Genomic DNA, 16,441 nt, shown 5'->3' on the forward strand with positions numbered 1-16,441 from the left:
TATGCACTGCATTGTCGGGAAAGGTAAGTGAAAATGTTCGTTACAAAGTCGAACCAAAATTTAGGCGGAAATCTTCACAGCACCTAATGTCAGTTTCTATTTATGACATGCTTTTGTCAAGTAAAAAATGGCGCGACAAAGCGTTGAGAGCTAAACGGAGAGCACCTACCAAATGTGATACATCCATATCATCCTCAACGATATACTGAATGGCCGCGAATAGATTGTCATCGGGGTTATCAAACTGCGCTTCTTTAAGAGCGAGCCGCGCATCTTGCCACCGTTTGGTGCATTTGATAACCCATTCTTCTACAGTTCCTGTAAAGTCTTGGCTTTGTGGTCTATCATAATAGCCATGAGCAAAACCCTTTGCACAAAGATAATTATTGCGCACCTGTAAATACTTTTCGGCGGCGTCGTATTGCGCTTCACTCAACCCTTGCTCACGTCCTAGCAAACGCAAACGGCCAATAGAAGTTGCCGCTAATGGGTTCTTCGCATCTTCCAATGATAGGCCTGCATGCTTTGCACGCATCCTTAGGGCTAGTAAATCGATTGGTTCATTATCATTAGCACCACAACGTGTAAAACCACGGCCTGAACGCGATATCCGTCCACTAGGTTCACGAGCCACGCCTTCAATCCGTGGCCGACCTCTCGCTTTCTTGCGCTTCTTAATTGCCATCCCTCGCTCCTTTCTCCTAATAATATCAATATATTACGTATTAATAAATGGCACACACTATATATTGATACAAGAGAACGGTGTCTAGGGGCGCTGACTTAATGAAAATCCTCTAAAACAATATATTTCGGCAAACTTCTCATGAAATCGTACGAAAATGTTTTTTTACTTGACTTACGTACAAAAAAGTACGATAGTAAAAATATGAAAGGAGGTGCCGCTTGAAAAGAGATGCGTTACTTCGCCAACTGAGAACAGAAGCTCGAATAAGGGGCGTTAAGTTTGAAGTTGAGAAAGATGCAGGCAAAGGATCGCATTATGTGGTATTTTTCGCGGATAAATCAACGGTTATCAAGTCTGGTGAATTAAGCCCACTTTATGTGAAGATTGTCAAAAAACAGCTAGGGGTTTGACCCCTAGCATAGTTTTTCAAGTGCCACTATGTTTTGATAAAGGATACAACGAATGGATTATACATATCATGCAAAAATCGAACGTGATCCCGATGGCGGCTATATCGTTACGTTTCCTGATGTGCCAGAAGCGATAACTGCGGGGGATGATTGGAACGAGGCACTTGCTAATGCCCAGCAAGCTTTAGGGTTGGCTTTAAGAAGCTATTATATGCGCGAGAAATCACCACCACCATCGCTAAATCATGCAGGGCTAACTCCTATTAGCTTGGACGTTTGGAACGCTTTAAAGCTTGAAACGATACGCGCTTTTCAAGAGGCGGGGATTACAAAGGTAGAGCTTGCGAAAAGGCTTCATAAGAAAGAGGTAGAAGCCCGCCGCATCCTAAATGCAAATCATCCAACCAAAATCCAAACGCTTGAGAAAGCGCTTAACGTACTTGGTAAAAAGGCGGTTGTATCGGTACAAGAGGCCGCATAAACGGTGGTGGCAGTCTTCACCTACTTCTAACCCCCGCCTAAAGACGGGGGAAGTTGTTTACGCTTAAGCGACAAGCAAGCGCTCGTTAGGTGCTGAAAGGTGTAGTTCTTCCAGCTTCTTAACGTCTCTTGTGATCATATCTCTTAGCGCTCTGAAAAGAAGATAATGAGCAGAGCGCATTTCGGCCAATTCTTTATCGATGACATCTAGCCATAGAACTTTCTTTAGGCGATCTTCGACCTTTGAGAAGGATATCTCACGCCATATGCCTACGGCACCCATGTAAACATGGTTAAGCAAATAGGCCTCTGCTTCTAGCCGATATAGCGCGGCTAGTTGTTGGGCGTGTTTGTCGATGCAGTCTCTGATGCGTAGCGGTATCTTTGTGCGGTCTTCTGGAAGGCGATAGACGGTATCAGCTTCTTGCGTCAATTGTAGCTGTGGTTGATTTGCTTGTTCCAGCTCTAACCAACGGTCGACAATCTTTGCCCGCAACACTGTGCTGTAACCTGAAACGAGGATCAAGCATTCGCGCTTGGGTAAAAGATATTCAGTTTGTTTACGGTTTTGAGCATCTTTATAGATGTGTCCAAATTTGGACGCATCTATTTGTAACTCTAAAAGCATTGCATCAATATCACGTTTTACATGTTGATGTTGTTTATTACACAGCTTTGCGATTTCGCGGCTAGACATAGTGAGCACTGATGCGTCTATGCCTTTCGAAAGCTCTTGTTTTATTTGGGAAGTCTTTTTTGCCTTTTTGGCATTATTCACTGAACCAGTCATGGTTTTACTCCTAACGAAATTAAAGTTTCTTATTCACGCCTATAAGGGCGTCGGGTGCTAAGAAACACGGTCGTTAGTCCGTCGTTACACTTTCCCCTTGCAGGTATTGTATGGTGTAACCACACCCGACATAAGGTGCATGCATAAAAGCATGGCAATAGGTCGAATTGTTCGGAACGGTAAATAATTTCGGTTATTTAGCCGCTAACGATTGAAGTGTTTCTTAGGCACTTGCTCTCAACATAGCGGTTTTAGGATTTTTGTCAAGCGTGGTGGTTATGGCTCTATAAAGTCAGTCTCCAATCCAAAGGCTTTCCATGGTAATTCCCCGCTCTTAATACGTTTGCATCTCTCAAATAAATAAAAACTTAGTTTCTTTATTTCGCCTTACACCATAACCCACGATAGTAGGTTTCAATCAACTTATCACTAATAGGTGTTCCAAATTCTCCTGTATAGGTTTGCTCCCAAGGAGTGCCTTTTGCATGGGTGATATCAGAGAGCTTATAGTCACTTAAATGCCCGTAATGTTTGTAAACCCATTCAATGATTTTAATTGCTTCTGTATTTAATGTCTCGTCAGTCTTTAAAGCGGCCTTCTTGACCGTTGATTTACCAAACCGCCTAATCGCTTCATAGAGATGCGGTATGACTGGGCCATACGTCCATGCTTGAACATGATCTTTAATCAACGGGTGGTGATAAATGCCTAACGTCCAACCATGCGCGATATATACAAGTTTTAAAACTTGCGTAAGCGTTAAACCACCGCCGTCCTCTTTTTCTTTAAGGTCTAAAAACTTATAGGCAACGGTTCGGGAGTCATAAGTTTTAACGCTTTCCATGGTAATTCCCGCTCTTAATACATAAGCTATTTATTTAGATATTGTGCGATGTTGCTTAGCTATAGAAAATATGTTCTTCTTTATTTTGAAGGAAAGGTGATTCCATGAAGAAAAAAACCATAATTTCAGATAAAATTGCTAAAATTTTAACCGATAGACAAAAAGTAGAAAGGGGAGCTACCGTCACCGGAAGAGGTCAATCCCCTAGTAACTCTCAGCAGAAGCCATCACGTATACCTTCTCATTCTTCTTCATCTAAAAAGAAGTAGTCTATTTTCTCCGCAAGCTTACCATTTTGATTTGATCAGCAGGAATGTAAGTCGCGTAAGCGCCAAACTCTTCGTTCAATACCTCATCATACTCTCTCCACTCGTCTTGCAAAGGATTATGCGCATCAGTCACATAAAGCACAATGTCTCCTGTCGCTCCCAAAGCGTAGGGGCCATTGGGAAGATCTTCAAAGCGATATAGATCCCTGGATAGGAGGCAAGTATCGTCTTTTAAAACAACATTCAGTTCATAGGAACGCGTATTTAGAGTTTCGCTAAACTGGATCCAAGCAGAAGGGGTGTGGTCGCAGTGACTAATATCCAGCTTACGTAGTATTTTATAAAACCATAGGCGAACATATTTACGCCAAAGCGCGCTTATAATAATTGTCCCCAAAAATGCAGGGATAGCCGGAAAAGGTTCAACCATACCAAAATACACGGCGGCTTTATAAAAACTCGCACCAATCAAGCCAAAGCAAAGGGATGGGAAGAAGATGTTTGCGGTTCTATCATCCATGTGTATGCCGTTATTGGCAATATGATACCCAGCATAGCCAGAGGCTAATGTGACCAATGTCAACCATGGTAAATTGAACAGTGCAGGATCAATCATCTTTGTTTCGCTTTCCTTGGATGAGATATTAAAATATTAATCAATGATGAGCACGCGTTTTGCAATCGTTTGCCTCTCTAAAACGGTATTTCATCATTGAGTTGATCATCGTAGGATAATGGCGCTTGATAGGATGCCTGTGTTTGGCCTCTGTGTTGGCCATAGGTCATGGTGCTAGCACCAGCTGGGGGCTTTTGGCTTGTGACTTGCTGTGTGTCTTGACCTTGATTGCCTGCTTGACCCAGCATTTGGATAACACCGCGGTATTTCTGTAAAACAACTTCTGTGGTGTAATGTTCCACACCGCTTTGGTCTTTCCATTTGCGGGTTTGTAATTGCCCTTCTACGTAGATATGGCTTCCCTTTTTTAGATAAGAGGCGGCAATATTGACAAGGTTTTCGTCAAAAATCACAATCCGATGCCATTCGGTCTTTTCGCGCTTCTCACCCGTGTTCTTATCCTTCCAGCGTTCACTAGTCGCTAATGAGAATAGAGCCACTTGTCCGCCCGTTTGCATGGCTTTGATTTCTGGATCTCTGCCCAAATGGCCAATAAGTATAACTTTATTTAGGCTAGACATTGTGTGGTTTCCTTCTGTGCAAATAGCTGTAGGCCTGTAATCTCTTCCAAATCAAGCAGGTCTTCGGCTTCTTCGGCTTGGCTTTTTGCTAAAGCGGCTTGTGGCAAAGAGCCGCCATGGAGCCAAGCATCAACATAGGCCGCAACGCTAAAATCAGCACCAAAGGGTGTGTAATTATAGGTTTTGCCTTCAAAGCGTTGCATGGAACGCCGCCCGTATTTGTCCTCGTAGAGGTTGTAGAACACTTGTTGTACGCCTGCTTTATGGTTGGCATAGCCCGATAGGGTGGCGACAATGGTTTTGTTTCTAATAGAGCGTTTAAACATGTTTTTGCCTCATCCGTATACGGTACCTTCTCGTCGACTTAAACGTTACTAAAGATCTGTTGATTTTGCTTCTGGTGCCTTGATGTTCCTCTCAATAAGCCGGATCTCCATATTCAAACTTGTCATTTTTCCTTTTCCTTAATTTACGCTTGCGCGTTTTTTTTCAAATCTTTTTCGCTCTTGCTCTGCAAAGACGGTGAGAACTTCACGACATTGCCAAGCTTAACAAAACCGCCTAGCTGTTTGTGTTCGGTACGTGTGGTCAATAAGTACGTTTCTGCTTCTTCCACTTTGCTGATCGTGTCAAAAAAAACATCTCCGACACGGCGTAAAACATGCGCAACGTGCGTAGAAAACCTCTCATCATTGACCTGTTTCCAGAGCTCCGAAATCCCCCCAAATTGGCGCAAACAAGCGTATTCACGGGGCGTCAAAGACTCATTGAAAACTGTTTTTTCACAGGACGAGATAAAATTAGAGCTAATATATTCAGATACTTTGCTGATGAAACGTGCGCGCTCAATTTCATGGCGCACGTCCTCTGTTGGTTGCTTTCTGCGGCTATATTTGACGAAGATCGCGGGGCTGGGCATTTTGCCGTAGGTTTGCTCATTGTGCAGAATTTGCTTGCACGCGTTCGCGAATTCCTCATCGGTAAAAAGCGGGGCAAGCTCGTGATAAAGTAATTCACCCCAGTGATCTGTAAATTCTAATTGCAGCAAAGCGGCCATTCTGTTGAGTTGGCTTAGGAATGTTTCAATGGTTAGCATCGGCCAATAGCCTTTCGCGGATTTCTGCAAGCGCGGCATTACACGCTTTGACGTTTCGATATTGGCTAGAATGCTTGCGCCTGCTACATGGCGATTACTGGAAGGCTTAGGCGTGGGATAAGAGCCCATAGCGGAGGAATTGGTTCCTAAGGGTGTAAAATCATCACTCCAGCGCGCATTGTTGAGAAAGGTAGCGGCGTGCATCCGAAATTCGTGGTATTCTCGGGAATTTTTATAACGCCTTACCCCGTCCATAATCACCTTGAGATCGTATTTCTTGCGGGCTTTGATGAAGGCTTCACGCGCTTTTTTCTTGTTGACGTTATGCCCGTATTCTCCCCAAAAAATCCCCTCAAACTCCTCCTCAAGCGCGGATTTTTGTAGCTGGGCTTGCGAAGGCTCCGGCGGCTTTGCTGGTGATTTGCTAATGCTGTCCGTGGTCTCAAGCGCCATTGCGCTGTTGATTGGTTGGCCATCATCAAGATTTTTTTTTTTTTGTATTTGTTCGTTAGAACAAATATTTTTAATATCTATATATATCTTCTTCTTTTTTCTTCTTCTATATGGTCAACATGTGTTGAATTTTGTTGAGCGTTTGTTGAGCGTTTGTTGAAATTTTGTTGAGCGTTTGTTGGAATACCCTCGCTAACATGTTGTTTTTTTATGGATTTCGCTTGTACGCTTGCTAGACCCGCCTTGCGTCTTTTTTCTGAAAGATCCTCGTGCCGCTCTTTGTCATCCTCAAAACCAGCAAGCATTTTTTCAACGCGTGCGTTCCAAATACCGGCTTGGGTTATGATGATTTTTTCTAAGCGCACTAACTCATCAATGATTTTACGTAGCTTGTTTTGTGAGCAGCCAAATGCCCGGCTTAAAAAAGCTATATCAAACTTAACCGGCGCCTTCCTCTCATACATGAGCATGAGCAGATCGATATAAACGCCCTTTTGCTCTGGCATTAGGCCAAGCGTCCCTACAATCCAATCGCATGGCGAAAATTTAACCCATGGCATAGCACTATTCATACTAAAAACCCCTCTCTATCTATATCGTGAAATCTCATATTGATCTGAATGCTCTTATGGCCATTAATCACGGCCTTATGTCTTGTAAGAGCAGCGCCACCCATAAGGGGCTTAGCCATGAGACAAGCGTTAGTCATTGTCTGCTTCCTCCTCTCGATCTAAAGCGTAATATAAAAGGGCTAAGGCATCGGCCTCGTTGTCATCCTCTGGATGATGGCCTCTATCCCATATGGCATTTAAAACATCATCTTTTGATGCATTGCCTTTGCCTGTAGCGTGCTTCTTAATGGTACCAACGGGCACGCCTTGATAGTCAATCTGATGATGTTCACACCAAGCGGTGAGAACGCCTAAAAAGCCGCCGTAAACATGGGCGGCATCTGTTCCAAGGTGGCGACGCACTTCTTCGTAATAGATTTTATCAAGACTACTTCCAGCACATTCAAAGCGGTGTTTGGTATCACTTAGCCATATGCGGAATTTAGAAAAGCGTACGCCGCCCCCGTCAAAAGTTCTTTTTTTAAAGGTAACAGAGCCGCTGGTCATAGCGCCTTGGCAAAAAGCATCTTTAGCAAGGCTGTGTACCTGCGGCTTGCGTATAAATCCATTACCGCAAAATGCCGCCCAGCCCATTTTGCTACCAAGGTCAAGGCATAGAATAGTCCTCATGCCAACCCCCGTTGCAGAATCATAAAACGCGAATTACAGTGCTTTGCTATTGAATAAATAAAACGCAAAGGGGGGTAATTACGGATGTGGGATTGGATAAGCAAAAACTTAGTCTGGATTATCCCTATAGCGGGAATAATAATCACGATTATTGGGCGTATTATAAAATTTGTCCACTTATGGAACAAAAATAAGACAAACAAAGAAGCTCTAGAAATAGAAAAAAATAAAGCCAAAAGCTTGGAAGAAAACACGATAATTTCTTTAGCAAAACTTGGCTTGAATTTAGAGGAAAAAAGAAAAGTTGATCTTGGACTTCCCTTAGAAATAGAGCGAATACATGCATATTTTCCAGAAAGTAATGAATGTGACTTAAGCAATAAAGATGGTAGTTTTTCGCGGGAGCTCATAGTTTCATTAAAATTAATAAATAACTCCAACAACAGTATAATCATCAAGGATATCTTTATATCCGATGACAATCCATTAATTTTTAAAGAAAATGCATGCACATTTGAGTCCTTTAAAGATAAAATGAGAAGTCTAACCAATAAGATTGGTAGTCTTTTCATGGAAAACGAACAAGAATATATCGAAAAGATGTATGATGATGAATCTTATGTTCTCCATTTAGAGTTTATTGGAACGGAACTTAATCCCATTTTGCGTGAAAATCCTACAGCAAAAAGGACAGAGGAAAAAACACCTTTGCTTCTATGGATCATGCAAAAAAGCTTTAGAACAGTCTTGTGTATTATTGAAAATCATCAATATACGCCCTAAAAAACAGCACATTAATTATACTATTCTTGATCTACATTTCCTGTGCAATGAGCCGTACATGAGCCAAAGATTACACTTCATATACATCATACATCTGCCAATGATCATAATGAGACGGTACATATAAAATATAGTCTTGATATCCCTCCTATAAAATAAAGTTAATAATCTATCCTTGCAATTCCTTTAGATTTTCTAGTTCACTTTTCGCTTCTTCTATCTTGTATTTTATAAATCTTTTTAAGACTACTTGTCTTCTTATTCCGGATTTCTTTCTATATAAAATATTAGCACAAGTGTACTTTGTTTTTTTTATTCTTTTTTTGATAATAAAATAAAATAATAGTAGAAATAGCGACCAAAAAAATAAAACATATTGGATTGTTGGCATGAACATTTTTTATCACTTTCTTTTCACAGTTAAAATATCTCTTTCTATTTCAGAAAACTTTTTCATCAAATCTTCTGTTGTCATCTCTTCCTCTTTGAGGATTGCTGAATTTTGTTCTATATCTATCGTTATCTGATTTATAAGCTTAATATCTCTATGCGATAGAAGAAAATCCAAGTACATAAACTCAGAGATAAGCCTATGATTGAGAATAAAATACTTTCTGTCATTGTCTCGCGCACCTTATAATCTAGCTTTTCTCATCTAATGGGTTCCTCGAAAGGCTTTTCTTTGACGAACCCAATTTTTCCACGCAACGATCCAGTGATGTTTCTGGTAATATAATTTTTCGCCGTAACAGTACCTGTTTTCAAAAGCTTGACGAAACCTTTCGGCTTCTAATATAGCCCCTTCCTCCGTGAAGCCTTGCTTTTGAGCAAAGTCTAAATCAAGCTCGAATGCAAAAGGTACGCGGTACCCATGTGCCGTTCCTTCTTCATCATATTTATTAGGCTTTGTTTCGGAAGACTCTATAAATGGTTCTAGGTCTCGGCCTTTAGGATCCTTAATAAGCTCTTCCTGTTGGCTAGTAATTATATCAATCTGACTTTGCATATCCTTTAGGTAATTAATGATACGCGCGATTTCTTTTTCAGAACGCTCTTGGCGCTTTTGCGATAGTTTCCTAAAAGCATAAGCGTTGAAATAAAATCCAAGGCAAAGCAGGAGGAGTGCTGTAGATACTATTGAAAATATTATTTCTATTGTGGTCATAGAATGCACCTTTCTCTCAGCTAGATTTTCTTGCTTGTTTTTCCATTTCTCATATCAAAGAATATCCCTTAAGAAACTTAATGTAGTTTTTCTTCTCTTTTACTTCTTCTCTAAGTTGCGTTCTATCTATCTCGAACATCCGTAGCATAAATGACATGTCGGATATTTTATTAGAATTTTCCTTAATAACGCTGTCCTTTTCCTTAATAACGCTGTCTTTTTCCTTAATGATTTTCCTTAGCTCTAGTATGGCCTCTTGCTTTTCATCTTCAGGCTTTTTTAGGTCGTTAATAGACTTTTTTAAGTCCTCAATAGTCCTATTCTGATCAGAAATAGCTTTACTTTGATAAAGGATAACCCCTTTATTCTCTCTATTGATACGTCTATACTTTTCTAAAAATCAAGCGGATTGCCATACACGCGGTAAAACCAAACTGCAAAGCCTATGAAAATGATGTTTACAGCCAAAGAGGCTAGCGCAATGATGATATCCATTTCACATATCCCTAATGCATCTTAGTAATACGGCTTTTTTCATCGTTCTTTCCTTTCAACTACTGAGAGTTTCTCGGTTGTTGCGTCATGCATTGCGATGTACATGCTGAGTTGTCTATAGACGTTTCGGGGGGGAATTTGACCATAAAAAAAAAGCAAATTATACAAATACAAGCAGGGAGAATGCCAAAATATCGGCGCTTTTGTATGAAATATATTATTCCAGCTATCATACAAATGAGACTGGTTATTAAAAATATTACCATTGCAATTTCAAAAGCTATCATATTAATTCCCTACTCTATTTTTGTCTGTTCGCTTGGATTTGTTACATATTGCGCTGTACAACAGCATGTTTTTGTAGGTTGAGTGGTAACAAAAACTGATGTAACTATGTAAGAAAGAGCCCAGAGGGAAATGATGAACCACCCAAGGCGTGGAAATAAATCCGTAAGAAAATCAAACCCAAACCATACATAAAATAAACAAGCTGCTATAAAAATTGTTAAAGCAATAGTAAATGTTGCCGGAGTAGTAACAATATCCATTTCCTTAATATCCCCGTTCTTCTTAATGCATCTTTGCGTGTTCTTCTGATGAACTATCTTCATCGCTTACGATTTGGTCATTGTCTTCAACGCTAATGCCAATACGGACAAGGTGGACATTAGGTTGTTCGCCTTTCAGAAAACCGCTAAGGTTTTTGATCATGTACTCTTGCTTGTTTAGGGCGTTTTCTGCTTCAACTAGCGTACTGGTAAGCTCTTCTATGGCTTCTTTTTGTTTGGCTATTATGCGCTTATCGAGGCGGTGGGCGTAGTAACCGCTAGCCATAGAAATTAGATAGATTGCTGATACGACGGCGAAAATGAGTCCTAGTAGCATGGTTATATTCCTTTAGGCTTTGCATTTTAGGAATGCGGTTATCTGTGCCTTTATTTTGGGTGTGCTCTTTATGTATGCACGCTATAGTTGTTATGATTGCCACCCGCGCCCACTCGGGGGTTTGACTGGGCGCGGGCGGCGTCCTGCGGTAGGTCGGACGTACCGCAAGAGGGGGAGTTCGCTTCTTGACCGTTATCTTTCTGTGCTAGAAGCGCTTGCAACCGTTCTGGATAAAAGAAGTCATCAGGGCGCAGGTCTAGGCCATTACGCCGCGCGTATTCGAGAAGAGCAAGCTGATATTTAGCTGGAATAATTCCGCCTTTGCCTTCGGGTTTTTCTAGCGGATATGTCCACTTATATACAAGGGAGACATGACATCCCAAAAGACGCGATACATGTTTCGCTCCACCTAGATATTTTATAATTTTTGATGCCGAGTTTTTAATATCCATTACAGCCATTCTCATATCTTTATGAAGTCAAAATATGCGATTTTAGAAAAATGTCAAGTTATTTTCTAAAATGGAAATATTGCTAAATCTGCAATAATAGCAATATTAGAAGTATGGATATTCAAACGCAGATCAAAATATGGGCGAGTGAACAGCTCAAAACTAAAGGGCATGGTGCAAAAAGCGAACTCGCTAGGTATATGGGCGTTCACACTTCCGCGATCTCAAAAATGTTATCTATAGAGGGAGGCAAAGAGAAAAGGAACATATCTGCTGATGAACTAGTTAAATTAACTTCATTCTTTAAAGCTATGCCACCTCATCTCCTACCCGAAAATTGCGATGATTATTTTTTGAGTTTGTATTCCTCAGCAAAACCTGAGCACAGAAAAGCTGTCATTTCTTTTTTGAAGTCTCTTCAAGAAACAAGTGAAAAATAATTGCACGCTTTTGCTCCTCGGTGAATGTCATAAATAATTTCAGAGCCTCTTTCTGCTTTTTCATAAAAATTCCTCCTAAAAAACGAGCAACCTACAGAAATTTTTCCGTATTCGCCTCTCATTAATCACAAAAAATATATTTCGATTTTAGAAAAAAGTTATTGACTTATTCTGAAATCGAAATAATCTATACCCCATAGACACAAACCTAACAACCACGAAGAAGCAAGCGCTGATCTGGTTTGTTAAAGGGATATGGAGGTTGAAATGCACACGAAAGCACCGTTTTTTGTAACGAGTGATGAGATCTTATTGCTCACCTATTCTGACGGAGAACATGTAGGCAGAAGTGGGCCATTTTTAGATAAACGCGATATCTTGGCCATGCTTTCCGCTATGGACGGCGTAGAGCAAGTGCTTTGCATTAATCCAAAAACGCAAAGCACTATCGACATAAGCGAACAGGTCGCTGAACTGTACATAGAAACATTCGACCTAGCGCCCGATGATGATATAGCCCACCCCTTTGTGCGCAATAGCCTAGCTTACGCCACGCTCTTAGTGGAATGGGCAGAACAGACCGTTAAAGACATCTATTACGGCACCTACGAACAACAACAACACCGCTTGCGTGCATCTGATGTTTTGTGAGGGCGTTATGAAAGAAGCCTTAATCTGTATCGTTGAATGCCTAGGCTTTCTAACCCTCTTCGCGCTCGGATGGTTTGTCTTGATCGCCACTTAATCATACCAAAGGAATTTAACATGACGTCTCTAAGTCCAAAATATCGCTTGTTGAGAGATGAAAGCATCACCGTAAACGGCCATAAACTCTATCGTATCCAAGCCTTACGCGATTTTGGAAACGTCAAAAAAGGCGATAAGGGCGGCTTTGTTGAGAGTGAATACAACCTAAGCCATAAAGGCGATTGTTGGGTTGGCGATGATGGGCGGGTTTTTGAATATGCGTGTGTTTTTAGCGATGCGCAGGTTTTCGGCAATGCGCAGGTTTCAGGCAACGCAAAGATTTATTGGAATGCGTTTATTTCAGACAACGCGAAAGTTTCAGGCCATGCGGAAGTTTCAGGCAATGCACATATCTTCAACGACGCGCGGGTTTGTTTGATGATGATGCGTTGGTTAGTGATAGCGCGCACATTTCAGGCCACGCGATCGTTAAAAATCATGCGCGTGTAACAGGCCATGCGGAAGTTTCACGCAACGCTTCTGTTTCAGGCCATGCGTGGATTTTCGATCATGCACAAGTTACAGAAAATGCGCAGGTTTCAGGCGATGCGTATGTTTCAGGCAACGCGAAAGTTTCAGGCCATGCGCATATTGATGGTGACAGGGTAATAGACGGCGACACAGTCATCACAGGGGAATAGGCATGGAAAAGAAATACGAACTGACTCAAGAAACAAAAGAAATCGACGGCCGTACACTATACCGTATCAAAGCCCTACGCGACTTTGGCGATATCAAAGCTGGAGACTTGGGCGGCTTTGTTGAGAACAAATACCGCCTAAGCCATAATGGCACCTGCTGGATCGGTGATGATGCATGTGTTTTTGATACTGCATGTGTTCTTAGCAATGCGCAGATTTTTGACGATGCGCGGGTTTTTTTGGCGATGCGGAGGTTTCAGATGATGCGCAGGTTTTTGGCGATGCGAAGATTTTTGGCGATGCGCGCATTTCAGGCAACGCGAAAGTTTCAGGCCATGCGCAGATTTCAGACAATGCAGAAGTTTGGGGCAATGCACGTGTTGGCGGCAATGCGCAGATTTCAGGCAACACGCATATTGCCGCCTCCATAACAATTGCAGGCAATGATTGTATCAGCGGCTATACCCGTATCACGACTACCTCCACCACCCCAGCTTAGGAGAAACCACTAATGACACAACTTGTTCAATCCCCCCTTGCTCTTATGGCAAGCAACTATGGCTTCTCAGAAGAGGCCTTTCGCCAAACCATTATGAAAACTTGCATGACAGGCAATATAGCGGCAGAAGAATTCGCCGCCTTTATTTCCGTTGCCAATACCTACGGCCTTAATCCTCTAACAAAAGAGATTTACGCGTTCCCAAAACGTGGTGGCGGTATCACACATTGTGTGTCCATTGATGGCTGGATTAAAATCATAAAATCTAATCCAGCCTTTGATGGCATGACCTTTAAAGATCATTTCGACCAAGCAGGCAATCTCATATCCATTACCTGCTCAATACGGCTCAAAAGCATTAAAGACCCAATAGAGGTCACGGAATATCTAAAAGAATGTCAACAGCAAACCGACCCATGGCGTAAATGGCCTGCCCGTATGCTACGCCATAAGGCGACTATCCAATGTGCCCGTTATGCCTTTGGCTTCTCTGGTATCTATGATGAAGACGAAGCAACACGCTTAAATGCCCCCGTATCAGAAAGCCAAGAAGTCTTTGCCGATGCAGAAACGCTTGCCGTGGTGCAACAGCTGATCTTGGATACAGAAACAGACGAGGCAAAAGCCCTAGCATCGGTTCATGCATCAAGCTTTGAAAGCCTATCGCAAAGCCAAGCGCAAACGCTTTTGCAACTGCTTAAAAAGAAACAAGCTTTGCACAGTTCACAAGCGCAAACCCTTTCTGTTGCTTAGAGGTTCATATGGAACAAAGAACTGCCGCATGGTTTGATGCCCGCCTTGGCAAAGTAACTGCCTCTAAGGTGTATTGCGTTGTCAATAGAACAGCAAAAGGCCTGCCAAGCGCGGACTATGAGGATTATAAGATCCAGCTATTGACCGAGCGGCTTACCGGCAAGGCGATAGAGACCTATGTAACGGCGGCCATGCAATGGGGCATTGATCATGAGTATGATGCCTTGGAAGACTATAGCTTTATGACAGGGCATGAGGTTAGTGCTTGTGGCTTTATTCCCCACCCTAGTATTGCCATGGCGGGGGCAAGCCCAGATGGCTTGGTGGGTGATGATGGTCTGATAGAGATCAAATGCCCCCATTCCACCACTCATGCCCGCTTTTTAATTGATGGGATTATTAAGCCCAAATGGCAAGCCCAGATGCAGTTTCAACTGGCGTGCACGGGGCGGCAATGGGTGGATTTTATTAGTTTTTTGACCCACGCTTTAGCGAAAGGAATGCAAGCTTAAGGAGTGAGATCAAGCGCCTATGGCGTGATGAGGCACGCATTCAAGAGATAGAGGCATGTGTGCATGCCTTCCTTGAAGAGGTGCAGGCTCTTGAGGATAAGCTTACCGCCAAATCCAGCGCGATAGGATGATAAGAGAAGATATACAGCTAATGGAGCAAGATATATGGGACACCGACCTCCTACCATAACCCAACCAGCTATCGCCCGCGCTTTGCGTGAAGCCAAGAAGCTAGGCTGTGACCGTATAGCCATCAAACCAGATGGCGAGGTTATTATCTATCTCAACGAGAGCGCAGAAGAAACAGAGCTAACCAATCAAAGCTCTATTACCACACAGGCAAGTTCTGATGCTTTTTACGATAAATACGATATCTGTTTGTGAGTGTTATGCCTAAGCCGCGTCCACCCCATTTAGTGAGAGAACACAGCCGTCATGGGAAAGTGCTTTGGTATGTTCGTATCAATAAAGGCCAGCGCATTAGAGTAGAAGGCGCATATGGTACACAAGAATTCGTGGATAACTATAAAAGCGCTATTGCCCAATTGCAGGGGCAAACGCCAATAACGATTAAAGGCAAGCGCAATGCAGAAGACTCTTTCTCATGGCTTTTAAATAAATATTACAAAAGCATGGAGTGGCATAAATTAGCCGCTCCTACTAAAAGGCAACGTGAGCTTATCCTAGAGAAAGCCGAGAAAGACATGGGGCATGTACCTTATAAAGCTCTTAAGCGCCAGCATTTCATTGACGCGGTGGAGCGGCGCAAAGAGACACCTGCGGCGGCTAAGAATTTTTTAAAAGCGTTTAGAGGCGTATTTAATTGGGCTATTGATCATGGCTTTCTTGAAGAAAATCCCACGCTCGCTATCAAAACGCCTGCTCTTACCAATAAGGAAGGGTTTGCCATATGGTTAGAAGAAGATATAGACAAATACTACCAGCGCTGGCCACTAGGTACGCATGAACGGGTATGGATTGATGTATTGCTATATACAGGCCTTCGTCGTGGTGATGCAGTGCGGATTGGTTGGAAAAATGTCAAAGATAACGTCATTCACTTAAAGACAGAAAAAAGCAAATTCCAAACTGATGTCTTTTTACACATTTTACCCGAGCTAGAAGCTACTCTTAAAGCGGGAACAATTGGCAATGACACTTTTATTTGCGGTAAAGAGGGTAGGGCGCTTACCAAGGAAAGTTTTGGCAATTTGTTTCGGGAAGCATGTAACGAGGCGGGCATTAAAAAGTCTGCTCATGGCTTACGCAAATTAGCGGCGACTCGGGCGGCAAATTCGGGGGCAACTGTTGCACAATTGAAAGCCATTTTTGGATGGACTAATGACGAGATGGCGTCGCATTATACCCAAAGCGCCGATCGACGGCGACTCGCTCTTGAAGCGATAGAAAAGATACAAAAAAGGTAAGGGGATGACATCAAAAAAACATAACAGAATCAAAGAGGCTAAAATTCCCGAACTTTTCGCTAAGTGTTTGAAATCATTAATAAATGGTGTCCACGGCAGGATTCGAACCTGCGACCCCAGGATTCATACCACTTCGACTTTCGCCGCCCGCCAAAAGCAGTTCGTGGTCTGGA

General features: G+C 42.3%; 25 protein-coding genes and 1 pseudogene. 13 read left to right on the forward strand and 13 right to left on the reverse strand.

Annotated features, from left to right (window positions below):
* Nucleotides 1-100: 100 nt before the first annotated feature.
* Nucleotides 101-685, reverse strand: a complete 585-nt coding sequence (locus tag ACK28X_RS09475; protein WP_412058233.1) for a hypothetical protein — start codon at nt 683-685, stop codon at nt 101-103.
* Between the two features lie 221 nt (nt 686-906).
* Between ACK28X_RS09475 and ACK28X_RS09480 the strand changes: the two genes are divergently transcribed.
* Together ACK28X_RS09480 and ACK28X_RS09485 are read left to right on the forward strand one after the other, a co-directional pair.
* A complete protein-coding gene (locus ACK28X_RS09480; protein WP_412058730.1) occupies nt 907-1,098 on the forward strand; it encodes a hypothetical protein in 192 nt (63 codons plus the stop codon).
* Between the two features lie 52 nt (nt 1,099-1,150).
* Nucleotides 1,151-1,579 carry a type II toxin-antitoxin system HicB family antitoxin gene (locus ACK28X_RS09485; RefSeq protein WP_412058731.1) on the forward strand — a complete coding sequence of 143 codons (429 nt, stop codon included), beginning with the start codon at nt 1,151-1,153 and terminating at the stop codon, nt 1,577-1,579.
* Between the two features lie 63 nt (nt 1,580-1,642).
* On the opposite strand, the gene ACK28X_RS09490 is transcribed toward ACK28X_RS09485, so the two are convergent.
* Together ACK28X_RS09490 and ACK28X_RS09495 are read right to left on the reverse strand one after the other, a co-directional pair.
* Nucleotides 1,643-2,368, reverse strand: coding sequence for a Rha family transcriptional regulator (locus ACK28X_RS09490; protein WP_412058732.1), 726 nt, complete (start codon nt 2,366-2,368; stop codon nt 1,643-1,645).
* A 377-nt stretch (nt 2,369-2,745) separates the two neighbouring features.
* Nucleotides 2,746-3,213 carry a Panacea domain-containing protein gene (locus ACK28X_RS09495; protein WP_412058733.1) on the reverse strand — a complete coding sequence of 156 codons (468 nt, stop codon included), beginning with the start codon at nt 3,211-3,213 and terminating at the stop codon, nt 2,746-2,748.
* Between the two features lie 104 nt (nt 3,214-3,317).
* Here ACK28X_RS09495 and ACK28X_RS09500 point away from each other — a divergent pair, with 104 nt between their 5' ends.
* Nucleotides 3,318-3,482, forward strand: a complete 165-nt coding sequence (locus ACK28X_RS09500) for a hypothetical protein (protein ID WP_412058228.1) — start codon at nt 3,318-3,320, stop codon at nt 3,480-3,482.
* A gap of 1 nt (nt 3,483) precedes the next feature.
* Here the strand turns inward: ACK28X_RS09500 and ACK28X_RS09505 are convergent, their stop codons facing one another.
* From ACK28X_RS09505 to ACK28X_RS09530, 6 genes are all read right to left on the reverse strand, one after another.
* Complete coding sequence (locus tag ACK28X_RS09505; RefSeq protein WP_412058591.1) at nt 3,484-4,098, reverse strand: hypothetical protein; 615 nt, start codon at nt 4,096-4,098, stop codon at nt 3,484-3,486.
* 77 nt (nt 4,099-4,175) lie between these two features.
* A complete protein-coding gene (gene ssb, locus ACK28X_RS09510) occupies nt 4,176-4,679 on the reverse strand; it encodes a single-stranded DNA-binding protein (RefSeq protein ID WP_412057081.1) in 504 nt (167 codons plus the stop codon).
* Nucleotides 4,667-5,005, reverse strand: coding sequence for a hypothetical protein (locus ACK28X_RS09515; RefSeq protein ID WP_412058225.1), 339 nt, complete (start codon nt 5,003-5,005; stop codon nt 4,667-4,669). The genes ssb and ACK28X_RS09515 overlap by 13 nt, the downstream gene beginning before the upstream one ends.
* 143 nt (nt 5,006-5,148) lie before the next feature.
* Complete coding sequence (locus ACK28X_RS09520) at nt 5,149-6,228, reverse strand: hypothetical protein (protein ID WP_412058734.1); 1,080 nt, start codon at nt 6,226-6,228, stop codon at nt 5,149-5,151.
* Between the two features lie 77 nt (nt 6,229-6,305).
* Complete coding sequence (locus ACK28X_RS09525; protein WP_412058735.1) at nt 6,306-6,800, reverse strand: DUF1376 domain-containing protein; 495 nt, start codon at nt 6,798-6,800, stop codon at nt 6,306-6,308.
* A gap of 129 nt (nt 6,801-6,929) precedes the next feature.
* Nucleotides 6,930-7,469: a hypothetical protein gene (locus tag ACK28X_RS09530; RefSeq protein WP_412058736.1), complete on the reverse strand. Its 540-nt coding sequence runs from the start codon at nt 7,467-7,469 to the stop codon at nt 6,930-6,932.
* Between the two features lie 84 nt (nt 7,470-7,553).
* Here ACK28X_RS09530 and ACK28X_RS09535 point away from each other — a divergent pair, with 84 nt between their 5' ends.
* Nucleotides 7,554-8,252, forward strand: a complete 699-nt coding sequence (locus ACK28X_RS09535; protein ID WP_412058737.1) for a hypothetical protein — start codon at nt 7,554-7,556, stop codon at nt 8,250-8,252.
* A 655-nt stretch (nt 8,253-8,907) separates the two neighbouring features.
* Here the strand turns inward: ACK28X_RS09535 and ACK28X_RS09540 are convergent.
* The 4 genes from ACK28X_RS09540 to ACK28X_RS09555 form a co-directional block, all read right to left on the reverse strand.
* On the reverse strand, nt 8,908-9,417 hold the full coding sequence (locus ACK28X_RS09540; RefSeq protein ID WP_412057091.1) for a hypothetical protein: 510 nt from the start codon (nt 9,415-9,417) through the stop codon (nt 8,908-8,910).
* A gap of 791 nt (nt 9,418-10,208) precedes the next feature.
* Nucleotides 10,209-10,523, reverse strand: a complete 315-nt coding sequence (locus ACK28X_RS09545) for a hypothetical protein (RefSeq protein WP_412057089.1) — start codon at nt 10,521-10,523, stop codon at nt 10,209-10,211.
* The gene (locus ACK28X_RS09550; RefSeq protein WP_412058738.1) at nt 10,483-10,746 is read right to left on the reverse strand and encodes a hypothetical protein; all 264 of its coding nucleotides are present in this window, start codon (nt 10,744-10,746) and stop codon (nt 10,483-10,485) included. The genes ACK28X_RS09545 and ACK28X_RS09550 overlap by 41 nt, the downstream gene beginning before the upstream one ends.
* A gap of 119 nt (nt 10,747-10,865) precedes the next feature.
* Nucleotides 10,866-11,249 carry a hypothetical protein gene (locus ACK28X_RS09555; RefSeq protein ID WP_412058739.1) on the reverse strand — a complete coding sequence of 128 codons (384 nt, stop codon included), beginning with the start codon at nt 11,247-11,249 and terminating at the stop codon, nt 10,866-10,868.
* Nucleotides 11,250-11,362: 113 nt separating this feature from the next.
* On the opposite strand from ACK28X_RS09555, the gene ACK28X_RS09560 reads away from it, so the two are divergent.
* The 9 genes and pseudogenes from ACK28X_RS09560 to ACK28X_RS09600 all read left to right on the forward strand — a co-directional run bounded on the left by ACK28X_RS09560 (nt 11,363) and on the right by ACK28X_RS09600 (nt 16,268).
* On the forward strand, nt 11,363-11,689 hold the full coding sequence (locus ACK28X_RS09560) for an XRE family transcriptional regulator (protein WP_412058740.1): 327 nt from the start codon (nt 11,363-11,365) through the stop codon (nt 11,687-11,689).
* A 267-nt stretch (nt 11,690-11,956) separates the two neighbouring features.
* On the forward strand, nt 11,957-12,340 hold the full coding sequence (locus ACK28X_RS09565; RefSeq protein WP_412058741.1) for a hypothetical protein: 384 nt from the start codon (nt 11,957-11,959) through the stop codon (nt 12,338-12,340).
* A gap of 36 nt (nt 12,341-12,376) precedes the next feature.
* Nucleotides 12,377-12,886 carry a hypothetical protein gene (locus ACK28X_RS09570; RefSeq protein ID WP_412058742.1) on the forward strand — a complete coding sequence of 170 codons (510 nt, stop codon included), beginning with the start codon at nt 12,377-12,379 and terminating at the stop codon, nt 12,884-12,886.
* Nucleotides 12,826-13,077, forward strand: coding sequence for a hypothetical protein (locus tag ACK28X_RS09575; RefSeq protein WP_412057345.1), 252 nt, complete (start codon nt 12,826-12,828; stop codon nt 13,075-13,077). Before ACK28X_RS09570 ends, ACK28X_RS09575 begins: the two co-directional genes overlap by 61 nt.
* 343 nt (nt 13,078-13,420) lie before the next feature.
* A complete protein-coding gene (locus ACK28X_RS09580) occupies nt 13,421-13,576 on the forward strand; it encodes a hypothetical protein (RefSeq protein WP_412059111.1) in 156 nt (51 codons plus the stop codon).
* Nucleotides 13,577-13,588: 12 nt separating this feature from the next.
* Nucleotides 13,589-14,329: a recombinase RecT gene (locus ACK28X_RS09585; RefSeq protein WP_412058743.1), complete on the forward strand. Its 741-nt coding sequence runs from the start codon at nt 13,589-13,591 to the stop codon at nt 14,327-14,329.
* Nucleotides 14,330-14,337: 8 nt separating this feature from the next.
* Nucleotides 14,338-14,972: pseudogene (locus ACK28X_RS09590) on the forward strand (lambda exonuclease family protein).
* A 34-nt stretch (nt 14,973-15,006) separates the two neighbouring features.
* Nucleotides 15,007-15,225 (forward strand): hypothetical protein, encoded by a 219-nt coding sequence (locus ACK28X_RS09595; RefSeq protein ID WP_412058241.1) that lies wholly within the window; start codon nt 15,007-15,009, stop codon nt 15,223-15,225.
* Between the two features lie 5 nt (nt 15,226-15,230).
* The gene (locus ACK28X_RS09600) at nt 15,231-16,268 is read left to right on the forward strand and encodes a tyrosine-type recombinase/integrase (RefSeq protein WP_412059112.1); all 1,038 of its coding nucleotides are present in this window, start codon (nt 15,231-15,233) and stop codon (nt 16,266-16,268) included.
* The last annotated feature ends 173 nt before the right edge of the window (nt 16,269-16,441 follow it).

Source organism: Bartonella sp. DGB2, from assembly GCF_046843095.1.
GTDB lineage: Bacteria > Pseudomonadota > Alphaproteobacteria > Rhizobiales > Rhizobiaceae > Bartonella.